The sequence below is a fragment of the Rhizobium sp. S96 genome, from assembly GCF_030382195.1.
Lineage (GTDB): Bacteria > Pseudomonadota > Alphaproteobacteria > Rhizobiales > Rhizobiaceae > Rhizobium.
In genome coordinates this window covers 323,565-339,319 of the sequence record NZ_JAUDRY010000004.1, presented here as the reverse complement: position 1 = coordinate 339,319, position 15,755 = coordinate 323,565, and the positions used below count along the sequence as shown (strand labels likewise).

At 60.2% G+C, this 15,755-nt stretch carries 19 protein-coding genes; 5 read left to right on the top strand and 14 right to left on the bottom strand.

Annotated features, from left to right (window positions below; all coding sequences use genetic code 11):
* Positions 1 to 6 precede the first annotated feature (6 nt).
* Positions 7 to 171: a hypothetical protein gene (locus tag QTL94_RS06530; protein WP_162764245.1), complete on the bottom strand. Its 165-nt coding sequence runs from the start codon at positions 169 to 171 to the stop codon at positions 7 to 9.
* Between the two features lie 208 nt (positions 172 to 379).
* Between QTL94_RS06530 and QTL94_RS06525 the strand changes: the two genes are divergently transcribed.
* Positions 380 to 1,078: a glutathione S-transferase N-terminal domain-containing protein gene (locus tag QTL94_RS06525; RefSeq protein ID WP_289800960.1), complete on the top strand. Its 699-nt coding sequence runs from the start codon at positions 380 to 382 to the stop codon at positions 1,076 to 1,078.
* 24 nt (positions 1,079 to 1,102) lie between these two features.
* Here the strand turns inward: QTL94_RS06525 and QTL94_RS06520 are convergent, their stop codons facing one another.
* Positions 1,103 to 1,441, bottom strand: a complete 339-nt coding sequence (locus QTL94_RS06520) for a DUF2147 domain-containing protein (protein WP_289800959.1) — start codon at positions 1,439 to 1,441, stop codon at positions 1,103 to 1,105.
* Positions 1,442 to 1,873: 432 nt separating this feature from the next.
* Here QTL94_RS06520 and QTL94_RS06515 point away from each other — a divergent pair, with 432 nt between their 5' ends.
* Complete coding sequence (locus QTL94_RS06515) at positions 1,874 to 2,140, top strand: SEL1-like repeat protein (protein ID WP_289800958.1); 267 nt, start codon at positions 1,874 to 1,876, stop codon at positions 2,138 to 2,140.
* A gap of 132 nt (positions 2,141 to 2,272) precedes the next feature.
* On the opposite strand, the gene QTL94_RS06510 is transcribed toward QTL94_RS06515, so the two are convergent.
* The 3 genes from QTL94_RS06510 to QTL94_RS06500 all read right to left on the bottom strand — a co-directional run bounded on the left by QTL94_RS06510 (position 2,273) and on the right by QTL94_RS06500 (position 4,400).
* On the bottom strand, positions 2,273 to 3,385 hold the full coding sequence (locus QTL94_RS06510; protein WP_289800957.1) for a pyridoxal phosphate-dependent aminotransferase: 1,113 nt from the start codon (positions 3,383 to 3,385) through the stop codon (positions 2,273 to 2,275).
* A 90-nt stretch (positions 3,386 to 3,475) separates the two neighbouring features.
* Positions 3,476 to 3,871, bottom strand: coding sequence for a PilZ domain-containing protein (locus QTL94_RS06505; protein WP_113521617.1), 396 nt, complete (start codon positions 3,869 to 3,871; stop codon positions 3,476 to 3,478).
* Positions 3,872 to 3,998: 127 nt separating this feature from the next.
* Positions 3,999 to 4,400 carry a DUF2177 family protein gene (locus tag QTL94_RS06500; RefSeq protein ID WP_289800956.1) on the bottom strand — a complete coding sequence of 134 codons (402 nt, stop codon included), beginning with the start codon at positions 4,398 to 4,400 and terminating at the stop codon, positions 3,999 to 4,001.
* Between the two features lie 159 nt (positions 4,401 to 4,559).
* Here QTL94_RS06500 and QTL94_RS06495 point away from each other — a divergent pair, with 159 nt between their 5' ends.
* Entirely contained in the window at positions 4,560 to 5,006 is a 447-nt protein-coding gene (locus QTL94_RS06495) for a baeRF12 domain-containing protein (RefSeq protein WP_289800955.1), read from the top strand.
* A 54-nt stretch (positions 5,007 to 5,060) separates the two neighbouring features.
* On the opposite strand, the gene QTL94_RS06490 is transcribed toward QTL94_RS06495, so the two are convergent.
* Positions 5,061 to 5,393 carry a hypothetical protein gene (locus QTL94_RS06490; protein WP_289801063.1) on the bottom strand — a complete coding sequence of 111 codons (333 nt, stop codon included), beginning with the start codon at positions 5,391 to 5,393 and terminating at the stop codon, positions 5,061 to 5,063.
* Between the two features lie 338 nt (positions 5,394 to 5,731).
* Here QTL94_RS06490 and QTL94_RS06485 point away from each other — a divergent pair, with 338 nt between their 5' ends.
* A complete protein-coding gene (locus QTL94_RS06485; RefSeq protein ID WP_289800954.1) occupies positions 5,732 to 6,169 on the top strand; it encodes a glyoxalase superfamily protein in 438 nt (145 codons plus the stop codon).
* 63 nt (positions 6,170 to 6,232) lie between these two features.
* Positions 6,233 to 7,600 carry an MATE family efflux transporter gene (locus QTL94_RS06480; protein ID WP_289800953.1) on the top strand — a complete coding sequence of 456 codons (1,368 nt, stop codon included), beginning with the start codon at positions 6,233 to 6,235 and terminating at the stop codon, positions 7,598 to 7,600.
* Between the two features lie 38 nt (positions 7,601 to 7,638).
* Here the strand turns inward: QTL94_RS06480 and QTL94_RS06475 are convergent, their stop codons facing one another.
* The 8 genes from QTL94_RS06475 to QTL94_RS06440 all read right to left on the bottom strand — a co-directional run bounded on the left by QTL94_RS06475 (position 7,639) and on the right by QTL94_RS06440 (position 15,729).
* The gene (locus QTL94_RS06475; RefSeq protein ID WP_289800952.1) at positions 7,639 to 7,803 is read right to left on the bottom strand and encodes a hypothetical protein; all 165 of its coding nucleotides are present in this window, start codon (positions 7,801 to 7,803) and stop codon (positions 7,639 to 7,641) included.
* Positions 7,804 to 7,895: 92 nt separating this feature from the next.
* Positions 7,896 to 8,729 (bottom strand): helix-turn-helix transcriptional regulator, encoded by an 834-nt coding sequence (locus QTL94_RS06470; protein WP_289800951.1) that lies wholly within the window; start codon positions 8,727 to 8,729, stop codon positions 7,896 to 7,898.
* A 55-nt stretch (positions 8,730 to 8,784) separates the two neighbouring features.
* Entirely contained in the window at positions 8,785 to 9,003 is a 219-nt protein-coding gene (locus tag QTL94_RS06465; RefSeq protein ID WP_289800950.1) for a DUF1127 domain-containing protein, read from the bottom strand.
* Positions 9,004 to 9,094: 91 nt separating this feature from the next.
* On the bottom strand, positions 9,095 to 9,889 hold the full coding sequence (gene iolB, locus QTL94_RS06460) for a 5-deoxy-glucuronate isomerase (RefSeq protein WP_289800949.1): 795 nt from the start codon (positions 9,887 to 9,889) through the stop codon (positions 9,095 to 9,097).
* A 76-nt stretch (positions 9,890 to 9,965) separates the two neighbouring features.
* Complete coding sequence (gene iolE / locus QTL94_RS06455; RefSeq protein ID WP_289800948.1) at positions 9,966 to 10,883, bottom strand: myo-inosose-2 dehydratase; 918 nt, start codon at positions 10,881 to 10,883, stop codon at positions 9,966 to 9,968.
* Between the two features lie 66 nt (positions 10,884 to 10,949).
* Positions 10,950 to 12,800, bottom strand: coding sequence for a 3D-(3,5/4)-trihydroxycyclohexane-1,2-dione acylhydrolase (decyclizing) (gene iolD, locus QTL94_RS06450; RefSeq protein WP_289800947.1), 1,851 nt, complete (start codon positions 12,798 to 12,800; stop codon positions 10,950 to 10,952).
* Positions 12,801 to 12,823: 23 nt separating this feature from the next.
* Positions 12,824 to 14,758, bottom strand: coding sequence for a bifunctional 5-dehydro-2-deoxygluconokinase/5-dehydro-2-deoxyphosphogluconate aldolase (locus QTL94_RS06445; RefSeq protein ID WP_289800946.1), 1,935 nt, complete (start codon positions 14,756 to 14,758; stop codon positions 12,824 to 12,826).
* A 95-nt stretch (positions 14,759 to 14,853) separates the two neighbouring features.
* The gene (locus QTL94_RS06440; RefSeq protein ID WP_113521778.1) at positions 14,854 to 15,729 is read right to left on the bottom strand and encodes a MurR/RpiR family transcriptional regulator; all 876 of its coding nucleotides are present in this window, start codon (positions 15,727 to 15,729) and stop codon (positions 14,854 to 14,856) included.
* Between the last annotated feature and the right edge of the window lie 26 nt (positions 15,730 to 15,755).

The window sequence follows — 15,755 nt, the reverse complement described above, 5'->3', positions numbered from 1 at the left end:
ATGACGTCATGGCCGGACGGCACGGATAGGCTCGATCGAAGCCGTGTAGTTGGCGCCGAAGTGCGACTGGGCACCGCCGCCTGCATTTCGGCTGACTGCAGCCGAAAATGTGATGGCGAAGATCGCTGCGAACAGCGTGATGATGGTGAAACGCCTTGCCAAGACTAGCACTTCCATATCCTTGCCCCGGTACGAGGTTCTGGGTGAAAACCGCTCGGTAGCGTCGTTGTGACGATCTGCTCCTGAACGTGACACCGTTTTGCCATGGTCCTGCTGAACCGACGCTGAGATGCCGGTTCATCCAGCGTTCATGAAGACCAGGATGCTTGAAGCGTGCCGGGCGTTACTTATCTCTCAGTATCCGCGCAAGGAGATTTTCATGACGGCGCCAATTGAACTCTATTACTGGCCCACGCCGAATGGCTGGAAGATCAGTATTATGCTGGAGGAACTCGGCGTTCCCTACGAGGTCAGGTACGTCAACATTGGCAAGGGTGAACAGTTCGCGCCCGAATTCCTGAAGATCGCGCCCAACAACCGCATGCCGGCCATCATCGACCGCGAAGGCCCTGGCGGCGAGGCGATCTCCGTCTTCGAATCCGGCGCGATCCTGCAGTATCTCGGACGCAAGTACGGCAAATTCTATTCGATGGACCAGCGAACCCGCGTGCAGATCGAAGAATGGCTGTTCTGGCAGGTCGGCGGTCTTGGTCCGATGGCCGGACAGGCCCATCATTTCCGTGGATACGCCCCTGAGAAGATCGAATACGGGATCAATCGCTATACCAACGAAGTGAACCGTCTCTACGGGGTCATGAACAAGCGCCTCGCAGAGCACGAATACCTTGCCGGCGATTACTCCATTGCGGATATGGCCTCTATCGGCTGGGTCATACCCTACGAGCGCCAGGGACAGGACCTTGCCGAGTTCCCACATCTCAAACGTTGGTTCGATACGATGATGGCACGCCCCGCGGTCATCAAGGGTATCGCGATCGGCAAGGAAGAGCGTGAGCGCAGCAATCTGGCCGACGACAAGGAAGCGCAGAAGATCCTTTTCAACCAGCGGGCACGCTGAACGGTACGGTTGGGAATGTCATGCCTACAGGCGTGTCCAGGTCTGCGATTTGCAGAAGACCTTCAGCACGCAGCCTTTCATCTTCAGAGAGCCGCCGGAAACGGTGCCTGATCCGCTGTAAGTCTTGTCGTTGCTAGGGTCGGTGATCTCGCCGGTGTAGTCCGCGCCTGATCCTGCAAGGGTGCCGATTTTCCTGCCTGTATATTTGCCGGTTTTCAGGGTGATGCAGAAGTCGCCGCCGCAAGCGGCAATCAGCGCGGTTTCACCGGAAGCGGTCTTCCAGTTGCCGACGATGGGTTCGTCGGCATAGGCGAATGTCGCCGATAACGCGATCGCGCCTGCCAGAACGTACTTACGGATCATCTTTTACCTCCCTGATGTCGTGGCGGGCAAACTAACTGACGCGAACGTAAAGGTAAATAATTGTGTTTTCAGCGGCCAGAAATCGCCGGCGCGGAGCGCAATAATTGACGCGCCTTCAGGTTTGCCGCTGATTTCGTGGTGAACGGAAGGTTGATTTCCAAATCTGAATTTTCGGTAAATCGAGGGCCAAAATCCTTAATCCGCAAGGATTCCGATGTTTAACAAAAATCCAATTTTACCAAGCGTTTGGACTTTATTTGTCTCAAATTAATCATGCATTTTAGGCGTTTTTTGAAAGCCATCCGGCATAGTGAAGGCATCAAACGAGCGGGGCAAACCCGCCGAACCGAAGGGACCCAAAAGCTGCGATAGACGGCAAGGCCCAGAGGTAAAACAGGGTAAGTCAACACAGGCTAAACAGGGATAAAACCGATGGCACGCTTTGAAATGCACAATGCAGAAATGGCCACCATGGGTGGCGAGAACAGCGCCGATATCTTCTGCGAAATGGGTCTGATGTATGCAACCGGACGCGGCTGCCCCATCGATCTGGTGGCCGCTCACAAATGGCTGAACATCGCCGCAATCAAGGGCAACGATCGTGCGGCGGAGCTCCGCGCCGATCTCGCCGCAAGCATGGACAAGATGCAGCTTGCCCAGGCGCTCCGCGCGGCTCGCGAATGGATGACCGTTCACTGAGAACGGCCCGCAGCATCACTGCATGATAAAAACAAAAGCCTCAGAAGAGGAACCGGCGGGCTAGGCTCGCTCGGGAGATAGCAAAACCGCGACCGGCAGGAACAAGGCCGGCGCGGTTTATCTCGTTTGCGCTCAGCCGAGCGATTTGAGGACCACGGGCAAGGCTTGCTCGAACAATGCCATATCAGCCTCCGGCCCGACGCTGACCCGGATGCAGCGGTTGAGAGGCGCGACACCCGGCATGCGGATGAAGACGCCGTGCTGCATCAGACCATCGACGATCGAACGCGCGTAAGCACCGTCCCGCCCGGCGTCGATGGCAACGAAATTCGTCGCGGACGGCAGGGGAGCAAACCCATTTGCCTTGGCGATACCGGCAATCCGCTCGCGGGCAGCATGGATCTTGGCAACCACTTCGGAAAGATAGGCCTGATCCTTGAGAGCGGCGAGCGCGGCGGCTGTCGCGAGGCGATTCATGCCGAAGTGATTGCGGATCTTGTCGAAGGCAAGCGCCGTTCCGGGAGTGGAAATAGCGTAACCCACGCGGGCGCCGGCCAGGCCATAGGCCTTGGAGAAGGTCCGCGTCCGGATGACGTTCGGCAGGTCGATCAGCGACGCGATCGATGGCAGCGAATTAGCGGGGCCGGTTTCGCTATAGGCTTCGTCGAGGACGAGAAGAGTGGTCTCCGGTAGCGCCCGGGCAAAGGCGATGACGCTATCGGCGTCCCACCAGCTTCCCATCGGATTGTCGGGGTTGGCAAAATAGACAAGCGGCGGCACCTCGCGTTTCACCGCATCGAGTAGGCCATCGAGGTCCTCACGATCCTGCACATAGGGAACCGTGACGAGCCGGCCCCCAAAGCCGGAGACATGGAAGTTGAACGTCGGATATCCGCCCAGCGATGTCACGACGGGAGCACCCGGGTCAATCACCAGCCGCACGATCTGGCCGAGCAGCTCATCGATGCCGCCGCCGATGGCGATATTTGCTGGGCCGGTGCCGAGATGAGCGGCGAGCGCTTCCTTCAGTTCGTAATTTTCGGGGTCGTTGTACTTCCAGATTTCGGGGGCATGGTCGCGAATGGCCGCAAGCACCGATGGCGCTGGCCCGAAACCGTTTTCGTTGGCGCCGATGCGCGCTTTTACGTGAAGTCCGCGCTGGCGCTCGATCGCCTCGGGGCCGACAAATGGGACAGTTGAGGGCAGGGCGCTGACGAGGGGGGTGAAGCGCGAGAAGGCAGACATTCTGAGGCGTATCCCAAGGCTATGAAAATCGCGCCAACAATAGGCGCTGGTAGAGCCAAGGCAAGGCAGATTATTCCCAGAAACGGCGATCTACATGCTGATAGTGCGGCGCGCGTCGATCGCTTCCATGTTGCCGATCATGAAGTCCGCGCGGACCACGCGGCGCAACACATCTGGCTCGATTGTGTTGATGAAGCGAACGCTGATCCTCTCGTTCCTGCGGTGCACCTCGGCGCAGCCGATACGGTAGGCGAGCCCGAGGATGTTGAGATAGTAGTGCTTCGGCAGGCCGGTTGTGGACGAAACGATGAAGGTGGCGCCGCCACGCGAGATGTCGATGATCTCGGCACTGCGCATCGAAATGCCCGTGAGGCATGGACGGACGGCGATAATGCGGGCGGGACGCTTCACATTGAATTGCTCCCAACGCGTCTCGTAGACTTCCGATTTCACCGTCGCGAGGTGTGTGGCACGAAGCATCGACATAGACATCACAGGGCTCCTGAAAACAGGATCGTCCTGATCCTGCACTCAAAGCCTCACACGAATGGTTTTCGCATTTGTCAAAGAAGAAAATACAAGTTTAACGAAAGCGGATTTTCTTCCGGCCGCTTCAAGCGAATGCCCGGACCGCGAGATATCCGCCAGCCGCTGCCATTGCGGTGACGAAACCACCCCACAGCACGTCAACGATGCTCATCGCCAGAGGCCAATTCTTCAGCGTTGCGAGATTGGTCACGTCATAGGTGCCGTATGCCGCAAGTCCGAGAACCGCCCCATGGATGATGGCGATGGTAATCGAGGCCGAGGACAATCCCGGCCGCGTTGCAAGAAACACGATGGCAACGGCAAAAAACACATAAAAGACGACCGCAATGCCGAAATTGGGAGAGGGGAGCATCAACTCGCCGAGCTGATCGCGATAGAAGGTACGAGCAACCAGACCGAGCCAGATCGCGTCTAGGACAAGCAGCGTCATGAGCGCGCCGGCAAAGGCAATAACCTGTGTCTTCATCTCGATACTCCCATCGATGTGCTCTTTTACGCGGATCAGGGAGATTGGATTGCCTGACCTGCGATTTATCCACCCTGACGCAGAACTCTTTCGTGCCCTGCACGTTTTAATAGAGTTAGCGGCGCAAGGGCGCTCTATCAAAATAGCAAGGAGACGAGGATGTCTGACATCATGCTGCAGCCGAAGTCATGGGTGGTCGTTTGCGATGGAGGGAAAGCCTTGATCATGCAAAATGCCGGCGACGCGAGCGGCATCAACCTGAAGGTCCAGGAGACCTTGACGCAGCCGAATGAGCCAGACCGCGAAATCGGCGCGGATAAGCCCGGTCGCACTCACGCCGCCGACGGATTGAGCGGAAGCGCCGTCGAAGAGACGGATTGGCACAAGCAGGCGGAAGTCGAGTTCCTGAAGCAGGTCGCATCCAAACTCGATCTGCTTGTGCGCGAAAGGGACGTCCAGCGCATCGTGATTGTTGCGCCACCGCGGGCGCTCGGCACGCTCAGAGCAAGCCTCAGTGCCGATGTGCAGGCAGCGGTCTCTGCAGAACTGGCAAAGGATTATACCAACTTGCCGGTCGAGCAGATCGAGCGACGACTGGCCGCCTAGACGGCATAAAGCGGGAGGGCGCAGCGGCGAGCTCGCCCACCCGCAGGCTACGGCTTAGCTCTCGAAATTCAATCGCAGAACGTGGTGAAGGAATTCGGGATTGATCAGCATGTTGAAGCTGATCGTCACGAGGTCTCCCTCACGCTTGACGACGGTCGAACCGATCTCGTCGTGAATGCCGAGAATCTCGAGGAAGAAGTGGTTCGGCATTTCCAGGTTCGGATTGACCTCCAGCACGGCGCCGGCGAGCGTGATCGTGCGGATCAGGCAGCGGACTTGCGTTCCCGTGCTGAGGTGGTGTCCGACGAAGATGATCTTGCCGGGCCGATCGAGCGAGAATTCCCGATAAGCCTGTTCCGGCTGTGGGTGCTCTGTGTCGAGGTGCATCTGAAAGGCCATGTTAGCCTCCGCTTGTTGTACGCTTCTAGATTAGCGCAAGATTGCTGACAACTTCTGAACAATCTCCCTACAATCCGAAGCTTATGCCTGTCTGGAGAGCAGAATGGCTCATTGTTGAGCAAACCGGGCAAACCGCTCCGGCTTGACAGGCCGCCGCCCTTCAATCATATCGGACATGGCTCGAGGCGCCAGCCGCTCGCGGACGACAAGTCCATGGTGAAGTCCTCGGCAAGATTCAGTCACAGCCATTTGGTGCATGCTGACTGCAGGCAATGCGAGCTCCCTTGTGACGGTCGAAATGGCATGCCTTCCGAAAGGCTGAATCCGTGACCACTGCATATCCCACGATCGAAGAACTGAAGTCGCAGGCGAAGCGCCTCCGTCAGGCGATGGAAACACGCGGAACCGCGATCTCCCACGGCGCCGCCCTTGAACTCGTTGCCCAGCAGCACGGCGTGCGTGACTGGAACACGCTTTCCGCGCTTGCGACCCGGCCAAACGAAGAGCCGATCGCTGCCCTTTCCGTCGGCGCGAAGGTCCGTGGCCGGTATCTGAACCAGACGTTCAGCGGCAAGATCCTGGCGCTCTCGGCGCATGGCGGCGGGCTCCACAAGATCACGATCCATTTCGACGAGCCTGTCGATGTCGTGACCTTCGAGAGTTTTTCGGCGTTCCGGCAGCGTATCAATGCGCAGGTCGATGGCAATGGCGTGTCGCCGCGCAAGACGTCGAACGGTGTTCCTCACCTCGTTCTCGACATCTGAGCCGCTCCCGCTTCCTTCATCCCAAACGGCCGCAGCCTCTGGCCGTCGCTCTTCGGTATCCGTATGAAAAACAATGCTGAAAAGAACATGTTTCTGACCGCCCCGCTTGCCGTCGTCTTCGCACGGACGGCGGCGCCGATCATCATGATCACGACGATCAATGGTCTCTTCGCCGTGGTCGACGCCTACTTTCTCGGTGCCTATGTCGGCCCGGCAGCGCTCTCGGCCGTCACGCTGATCTTTCCCGGTCTTATGATGATCATTGCCCTGCAATCCCTCGTATCGAACGGCATGGCAAGCATCCTTGCCCGGCAGTTCGGTGCGGGAGACAAGGCGGCCGCGCGCCGGACATTTGCCACGGCGCATCTCCTTGCGATCGCAGTCGTGGTCGCACTCAATCTCGTCTATTGGAGCATCGGCTGGCGGATCGTCGAGGCGGCCGCCGAAGGCAATGCGATGGTGGCTGCAAACGCTACGCTCTTCATGGCGATCATGATCGGCTCTGCTGTTATCGCCTTCTTCCTGTCGCTGAACATTGATGCCCTTCGCTGCGAAGGCCGGATCGGTTTCATGACGGCCGTGACGCTTGCAGCATCGCTCCTCAACATCGCAGCCAACTGGTTTTTCATGGCGGTGATGCAGTGGGGCGTAGCCGGTTCGGCGATCGGCACCGTCTCGGCGCAAGCGATCTGCCTTGCCGCAATCCTCGCCTATCGCTGGCGGAAGGCCGACGCCTTGCGACCGGCGGGCCGTGGTGCGGCTGGCGAATGGAAGGCCGTCCTCGCCTTGGGAATGCCGATGAGCCTCGGTTTCATCGGGATTTCGCTGAGCTCGGCCGCGGTGATCTTCAATCTCTCGCTCTGGGGCACGTCCGACTATGTGGCAACCATCGGCGCTTACGGCATCATCACGCGAATCATGACGTTCGCCTATCTGCCGCTGCTCGGCCTCAACATCGCCTTCCAGACCATCTCCGGCAACAATTTCGGGGCAGGGCTCTCCGATCGAGTCGGCCGCAGCCTGCGGATCGCGATGGTGTCGGCGCTCGTCTATTGCGCAGCGGTCGAGCTGATCGTCGAGTTGCTGACTGGACGGTTCGGGGCGATCTTCGTCAGTGATCCCATCGTGGTGGCCGAGGTGGCGCGCATCCTGCCCTGGACGGTCGGCTGCTATTTTCTCTTCGGTCAGATGATCGTGCTCTCGGGCTATTTCCAGTCGATCGGCGATGCCCGGCGTGCGGCGATCTTCGGCCTGTCGCGGCCCTATCTCTTCACGCTGCCTCTGACGTTCTTGCTGCCGCATGTCTTCGGTGAGATGGGGATCTGGATGGTGCCGGTCTTTGCGGAGTTATGCATGCTGCTGCTCGCCGCCTGGGTGCTTGTTCGCCTGGCGAAAAGCAAGGGCTGGCGCTACGGTCTGCTCCCCGCCTGAAAGACGAAAGTCGCGCCTCATGGGCGCGGCTCTCCTGTTCACTCATTGTTGCTCGCTCTGGCCGTGGTCGCCGCAGCATCGGCTTCCTTGAGCGCCTCGGCGCATTCCTGGCAGCAGACCTCGACGGTCTTCCCGCCGAGCTTGACGCCGATCACATCCGGCCCGAGTTCGCAGTCGCAGGCGGCACAGGTCGTTTTCTTCATGGCAATGATCCTCCGTTTGGTATCCCCTTCGGGACAGGATCATAAGACCACTTATGCCGACGCAGCCGCTGTCGAATTCTTTAGCAACTTTCTCAGCGCCGAAGCCGCGCCGCACGCTGGAATTCCGCGGGCGTCTGACCGTAGGTCTGGCGGAAGGATGAGGTGAAATGGCTATGGCTGGAAAAGCCCAGTTCCAGGCCGAGCGCCGTCAGGTCGTCGTATTGTCCGAGCAGGTCGAGCGCCCTCGCAAGGCGCAGACGCAGCTGGTAGCGGTAAAGCGGCGTGGCTTCGACCTGCTGAAAGACCTGCGTGAGATAAACAGGCGAAACGCCGACTTCCGCGGCGATTTCGGCCAGCGTCCACCGGCGCGCGAGATCCGAGGAGAGGGCGAGTTTCGCCCGGTCGACAAGCTTCTGCCGCCCGACGCTCGCGCCTGCGGCATGTGATGTTCGTTCACCGAGCGACCGGCGGACGAGGGTGAGTGCCAGCGTTTCTGCTTCCAGTGTCTCGGCAGCCTTGCGATGCAGGCCGTGGCGCAGCAGCGCCACGAGCGCCTGCGCCCGCGGATCGATCCGCCGCCGCTGTCGGCGGAAACCGAAGAGCTCTCCCGGCTGGATCTGATCTTTCGGTGCCAACTCGGCGAGCAATACGTCATCGATGGACAGGTCGATACAGGCATCGCCACCATCGACCGGATGGCTGATCCGGTAGCCTTGCGCCGCATTGAAGAACAGCATCTGGTTCGCCTCAGCCACGGTGTCGTTGCGCCCGACATGGCGCATGAAAACACCGCGGTAAGGATAGACGAGGCTCGTCTTGTGGGCGCATTCCTCGTCGCTCTTGTGCCGGCACTCACCATTGCAGACGACGTCACGGATCGTGACGGTCTTCGTCTTCAACAGCAGTTCGGTCGAAAATTGCGCCATGACATTTTCCGGAAGTTGCATGCGAGAAAGCCTGCTATCGGCATTGTAGCACAGTTCAGTCCCGGCAATAGACATGCACATCGCTCTCGGTCTGGTAGCGCGACAGGCCGATATCTTTCAGCTGCTCGTCGGAAAGCTCCATGACGGCGTTCAGGTTGCGTCGCTCCCTGAGTTTGCGCGCTGTCCAGCGATAGAAGGAGAGAATCGCGCCCACGAGCCGCGATGGCTTGGCCGAACGGCTGCCGGCCGCAAGAATGGTGGTTGAGCCGTGCATGATAGTCCTCCATCGGTTTGATTTCGATGGAGGCAGTGAACCATCTGCACGGCTCGTCCGCTGTCAGATTATTTAGCGATTCTGCGTCGTCTTATTTCAAGAGCCATTCGTGTTCCTGCGCGTTGTGGAACTTCCACACGCGCTTCGGGCCAGCCATGACGTTGAGATAGTAGAGATCGTAGCCGTGAATGGTGGCGCAGGGGTGATAGCCCTTCGGCACCAGCGTCACATCGCCGTTTTCCACCGCCATCGCCTCGTCGAGCGAGCGATCGTCGGTGTAGACGCGCTGGAACGCAAAACCCTGCGGCGGGTTTATGCGGTGGTAATAGGTCTCTTCCAGCAGGCTCTCATTCGGAAGATTGTCCTGATCGTGCTTGTGCGACGGGTAGGACGAGGTGTTTCCGCTCGGCGTGATGACCTCGACCACCAGCAACGAATGGGCGGAATTGTCGTCTTCGGGCATGATGTTGGTCACCAGACGCACATTCGAGCCCTTGCCGCGCTGGAACTGCGGATGGACGCCCGGCGGGATGAGCTTTGCCTTGTAGTCGCCACCGCCAGGGGCAGAGCAGACGGCGAGTTCCACATCCGTCTCGGCCGTCACCGACCAGCCGGAACCGGCCGGCACGTAGAGCGAATGCGGCGCCCCTTCGAACGGGCTCATGCGCCCGCCGACGGAGCCGAAATCCTCGCCTGCCGCCGTTGCCTTACCTTTGCCTGATACCCAGACGAGGCAGACTTCGCGACCGCTTGCATCGCCGGAGACGGTTTCACCCGGCTTCAGCCGATGCATGTCGAAGCCGACATAAGTCCAGCCGGCGCTTTCAGGCGTCACATGGGTGACGCGGCCATGCGTGCTGGATGGTTTTACCTTCAGGTTTGGCATCGGTACTCTCCATTGCCTGCAAATTTCCCCGTGGGGGAGAAGTTGGGCGTTCCGCCGTCAGACGAAACGCCTCGCGTTACCCCTTGGGAAAACCCTCGGTTTCGACGGTATAGCCAGCGGCCGTCATGACGCGCATCAGCTCGGCGTGGCCGATTTCCGCCATCTTCTGAGGCGACGCCTTGCGCGGATCCTGTTCGGCCTCGACGACGAACCATCCTTCGTACCCGTAACCGGCGAACCGCTTCACAATCGCACCGAAATCGAGCGAGCCATCACCCGGCACGGTGAAGGCGCCGAGCGCCACCGCGTCGAGGAAGGACTGCTTGCTACGGTCGAGCCCGTCGACGACAGCCTTGCGGATGTCCTTGACGTGAACGTGGTTGATGCGGGCGTGGTGGTTGTCGATGGCGCGGAGAACGTCGCCGCCGGCAAACGCCAAGTGCCCAGCGTCGAGCAGCAGCGGAATGCCTTCGCCCGAATTGCGCATGAAGGCGTCGAGCTCCGGCTCGGTCTCGACGACGGCCGCCATGTGGTGGTGATAGGAAAGCGGCATGCCCTGTTCGGCACACCATTCGCCGAACTGCGTGACCTTGCGCGCATAGGCCTTCATCTCGTCATCCGAGAGACGCGGCTTGGTCGCGAGAGGCTTGGAGCGGTCGCCCTGGATGGAGCGGCCAACTTCGCCATAGACGATGCAAGGCGCGTTGACGGCCTTGAACAGCTCGATCATCGGCGCGATGCGATCCTTGTTGGCGGAAAGATCCTCATCGACGAGCGTGCCGGAGAACCAGCCGCCGCAAAGCGTCACGTCGGCGGCGCGCAGAATCGGCAGCATCTCGACCGGATTGTTCGGAAAGCGGCGGCCCTGTTCCATGCCGGTGAAACCGGCGCCGCGCGACTGGCGCAGGCATTCTTCCAGGGATACGTCGTCGCTGAGCTCAGGAAGATCGTCGTTCCACCAGGCGATCGGCGACATGCCAAGTTTGGCCTTCATCAATAGTCTCCTCAAAAGCATTGTTGGAAGAGCGGGGCGGCTCTTCCAGAAGATGAAATCAGTCGATCAGCCGATGCGCTGGGCGGCGCGCGCCTTGATATAAGCCGCGTGCGCCTTGTTGACCTGTTCGCGCGGGCTGACTTCGGGAACGGCAACGTCCCACCAGTAGCCGCCGGCATCCGTGGTGATCAGCGGATCGGTGTCGATCACGAAGACCGAAGTGCGATCGTTCTTCTTCGAGTCGGCGATTGCCTTCTCGAGTTCGGCGATCGACGCAACCTTGACCGCGATCGCACCCATGCTCTCGGCATGCGCCCGGAAGTCGATCTCCGGCATGACCTCGTAGTGCGCGTCCTTCAGCAGGTTGTTGAAGTTCGCGCCACCGGTCGCCATCTGCAGCCGGTTGATGCAGCCGTAGCCCCGGTTGTCGAGCAGAACGATGTTGAGCTTCAGGCCGAGCATGACAGACGTCGCGAGCTCGGAGTTCAGCATCATGTAGGACCCGTCGCCGACAAGGACGAAGACTTCCTTCTCAGGATGCGCCATCTTGGCGCCAAGCCCGCCGGCAATCTCGTAACCCATGCAGGAGAAGCCATATTCCATATGGTAGCTGCCAGGTGCTGTCGCGGGCCAGAGCTTGTGCATCTCGCCCGGCAGACCGCCCGCGGCGCAAAGTCCAATTGCCTTTTCGAGGTCGATCGAACGGGTGACAGCGCCGATCACCTGGGCGTCGGAGGGCAGGGCGGCATTGGTGCTCGCCATCGCCTTGGCGGCGGCGTCCATCCAGACCTTCTTTTCCCGTTCGGCCTTCTCCGACAACGCGGCCGGCGCTTTCCAGCCGGCAAGCCCGCTCGAAACGGCCTTCAGTCCCTCGCGGGCATCGGCCACCAGCGTCAGGCCATCGTGCTTGGCTGCGTCGTAGGCAGCAATGTTGAGGCCGAGAATCTCCAACTTTTCGTTCTGGAAAAGCGCCCAGGAACCCGTCGTGAAGTCCTGGCAGCGCGTACCGACGGCGATGATCAGGTCTGTATCCGTTGCAATGGCATTGGCCGCAGACGTTCCGGTGACACCAACGGAGCCAAGCGCGAGCGGATGCCGTTCATCGATCGCCGACTTGCCGGCCTGCGTGACGACGACGGGGATGCGGTGTTCTTCCGCAAACGCCGCAAGTTCCTTGGTGGCCTGCGAGTAGAGCACACCGCCACCGGCGATGATGACCGGCTTTTCCGATTTCTTGATGAGCGCGATGGCGTTTGCCAGTTCGTCGGCATCCGGACGCGGCCGGCGCGTGGTCCAGACACGTTCCTCGAAGAAGCTTTCCGGATAATCGAAGGCTTCAGCCTGTACGTCCTGGCACAGCGACAGCGTCACCGGGCCGCAATCATAGGGATCGGTCAGTACCTGCATGGCGCGCTTCAGCGCCGAGATGACCTGCTCTGGCCGCGTGATGCGGTCGAAATAGCGGGAAACCGAACGGAAAGCGTCGTTCGCTGAAACCGTGCCGTCGCCGAAATCCTCGATCTGCTGCAGCACCGGATCTGGCGCGCGATTGGCGAAGACGTCGCCGGGCAGGAAGAGCACCGGAATGCGGTTGACGTGTGCCACACCGGCAGCGGTCACCATGTTGAGCGCACCGGGACCGATCGAAGTCGTGCAGGCCATGAAACGCTGGCGGAAATTCGCCTTGGCATAGGCAATCGCCGCATGCGCCATGCCCTGTTCGTTATGGGCGCGGTAGGTCGGCAGTTCGCCACGCACCTGATACAGCGCCTCGCCGATGCCTGCGACGTTGCCGTGCCCGAAGATCGCCCAGACGCCGCCGAAGATCGGAACCTTCTTGCCGTCGACCACGGTCATCTGCTTCTTGAGGAAATGCGTGATGGCCTGCGCCATCGTCAATCGTACAGTCTTGCCCATGGGGCACCTCCCAAATGCTCTAATTAATGCAGGCCGCGGGTTTTCAACCAGGCCTCGGTCAGTTCACGGAAGCGTCCGGCCATGTCGGCGACCGCTTCCTCGTCGTTGATCTTGCCGGAAAGCCAGGCACGAGCGGCGTCGGCGAAAATCGTACGCCCCACGGCGAAACCCTTTACCGATGGCGCGGCCAGCGTTGCCTCGAAGCCCTTCACCAGCTCGTCTGCCGGCGCCTCCAGCCCGAGCAGCACGATACCACGGCACCAGGGGTCGTTCCTGGCGATGACGGCGTCGATCTTCTTCCACGCCGCGCTCGAGGCCTGCGGCTCCAGCTTCCACCAGTCCGGCTTGATCCCGAGTGCGTAAAGCTCGTCCATTGCCGTCGCGATCGTATCATCGGTCAACGGGCCGTTCTTGCTGGAGATGATCTCGACCAGAAGCTCGCGCCCGACTTTGCGCGCCGCCTCGAACAGTGTGCGCAACTTCTCCTGCTGTTCCTTCTTCAGTTCCGCCGGATCATCAGGATGGTAGAAGCAGAGGCATTTGATGCAATGATCGAGCGGCCACTCGACAAGCTGAGAGCCGATATCCTGGCTGAATTCGAAACGCAGCGGCTTTGAGCCCGGCAGCTCCACCGGCCGGCCGATCCAGGCGAAATTCTTGGTCGCTGCGTCAAAGAAGGCATCGCGGCCGAAGCGCTCGTCGATCAACATCCCATAGCCGCTGCGGCCATCGGCGACGCGCGCGGCGGCTTCCACGGCAAGTCGCTTGAAGGCGACAATCTTCTTGTAGTCGATGCCGAGCTCGTCGCAGACGCTTGTCAGCTGCGAGCGATGATCGATGGCGAGCGCCATCAGCAGCGGGATATCGCCCTTGCGGTTCGATGCCCAGTGAATGTGGTTGATCGCTTCATCCTTGCGCAGCGCCCGATGCTTGCTGCCGTTCTTCAGGAAGAAATCGAGTTCCGCCCAGGTCGGGTATTCCGGCGAGCAGAGCAGGCGGGATACCGCGAACGCTCCGCAGGCATTCGCCCAGGTCGCGCAGGTTTTCAGCGGCTCGTCCTTCAGCCAGCCGCGCAGGAAGCCGGACATGAAGGCATCGCCGGCGCCGAGCACGTTGAATACCTCGATCGGGAAACCTTCGCCGACGATACCGGCTTCGAGATCGTCCGAGATCGGACCGTCATAAACGATGCAGCCCATCGCGCCGCGCTTCAGCACGATGGTCGCGGGCGACAGCCGGCGGATCTCCTTCAGGGCGCCAAGTACGTCATCAGCGCCCGATGCGATCAGGATTTCCTCTTCCGTGCCGACGATCAGGTCGCAGTCCGGCAGGGTCTCCTTCATCTTGGAAGACACCCGGTCCGACTTCACATAGCGCTCGAACCCTTCCGCATGGCCGGCAAGGCCCCAGAGGTTCGGGCGATAATCGATGTCGAATATCACCTTGCGGCCGTTGGCCTTGGCTATACGGATCGCCTTGCGCTGCGCCGCTTCCGTATTCGGCCGGGAGAAATGCGTTCCCGAGACCAGCACCGCGCGCGAGGACTTTATATAGGCCTCGTCGACATCACCTTCCTCGAGCGCCATGTCGGCGCAGTCGGAACGATAGAAGATCATCGGTGAAACGCCCTCGGCCTCGACGGCAAGAAGAACGAGTGCGGTCAAACGCTCCTTGTCGGTGATGATGCCATCTGTCGCCACGCCTTCGCGTGCCGATTGCTCGCGGATGAAGCGGCCCATCTGCTCGTCGCCGACGCGGGTGATCAAGCCGGACTTGAGACCAAGGCGGGCGGTGCCGATCGCGATATTGGCAGGGCAGCCACCGACCGATTTGGCGAAGGACGCGATGTTCTCGAGCTTGGAACCGATCTGCTGGCCATAGAGATCGACGGAAGATCGGCCAATCGTGATCACATCAAGCAACAGCCCCGGCTGAAGGCCCGGATTCGATTCTACCATCATGTCCTCCCGATCATTTTCAATCCGGCGCAAATGGCAGCCGGTGATTTCGATCAATGAAACATCGGTTCCGTTTGAATGTCAATTCAGAATATTTATTCCATTTTGGCTTTTTTAGGTTTCGCCTGTGCCAGCTTACGCCGCCGCTCGGCGATGGCCACCGGCAGCGCCATCGTCAGTGCCATGGAGGCCGAAAGGGAGCGAAAGCCCGCGAAATCCGCTTCCGCTACTTCAAACCAGCATGCAGCGCTGGCCGCCAGAGGTGAGAAGGCCGAATCGGTGATGACGACGACAGGGACACCACGCTCCGCCAGCATCTCTGCCTGGCCGAGACTCTCGGCGGCATAGGGCGAAAAACTCGCCGCGATCGCGGCATCCTTGGGCGTCGCGAACTGCACGGTTTCTGCATCGACACCATTCGGTGAGGCAACGATCTGGTGGCGGATGTTCAGCTTGGAAAAGGCATAACTCATATGCGCAGTCAGCGGGTAGGAACGCCGCTTGGCAATGAGATAGATGGTATCGGCACCCGCGAGAATATCGACCGCCTTGCTGAAGGCTTCCGGCTGAATGGTCGCTGCCAGCCGATTGATGGATTGGCCGGCGGCCGAAATGAAGCCGGAAAGAAGATTGGCATCCTCGTCCTCGCCGCTCGACTGCTCCAGCGTGACCAACCGCTCTTCGTAGCTCAGCGTTCGGTCGCGAAGCCGCTCGCGAAAGATGCTCTGCAGGTCGGAAAAGCCCTCATAGCCCAGGTGATGTGCCAACCGCACCAGCGTTGACGGCTGCACATCCGATGCCATGGCAATGCTGGCCGTCGTGCCGAATGCGATCTCATCGGGATTGGCGAGCGCGAAAGCCGCCACCTGGGCCAGTCGCTTCGGCATCGTGGCCTTGCGTTCGATGATAGCGCTGCGCAGGCTTTCGAAGTCGCGCGGAACGCGCGCCGTCGCCTTGGAGTCGTTGTCCATGTGCTCATCCGAAAAATGAAACGTAT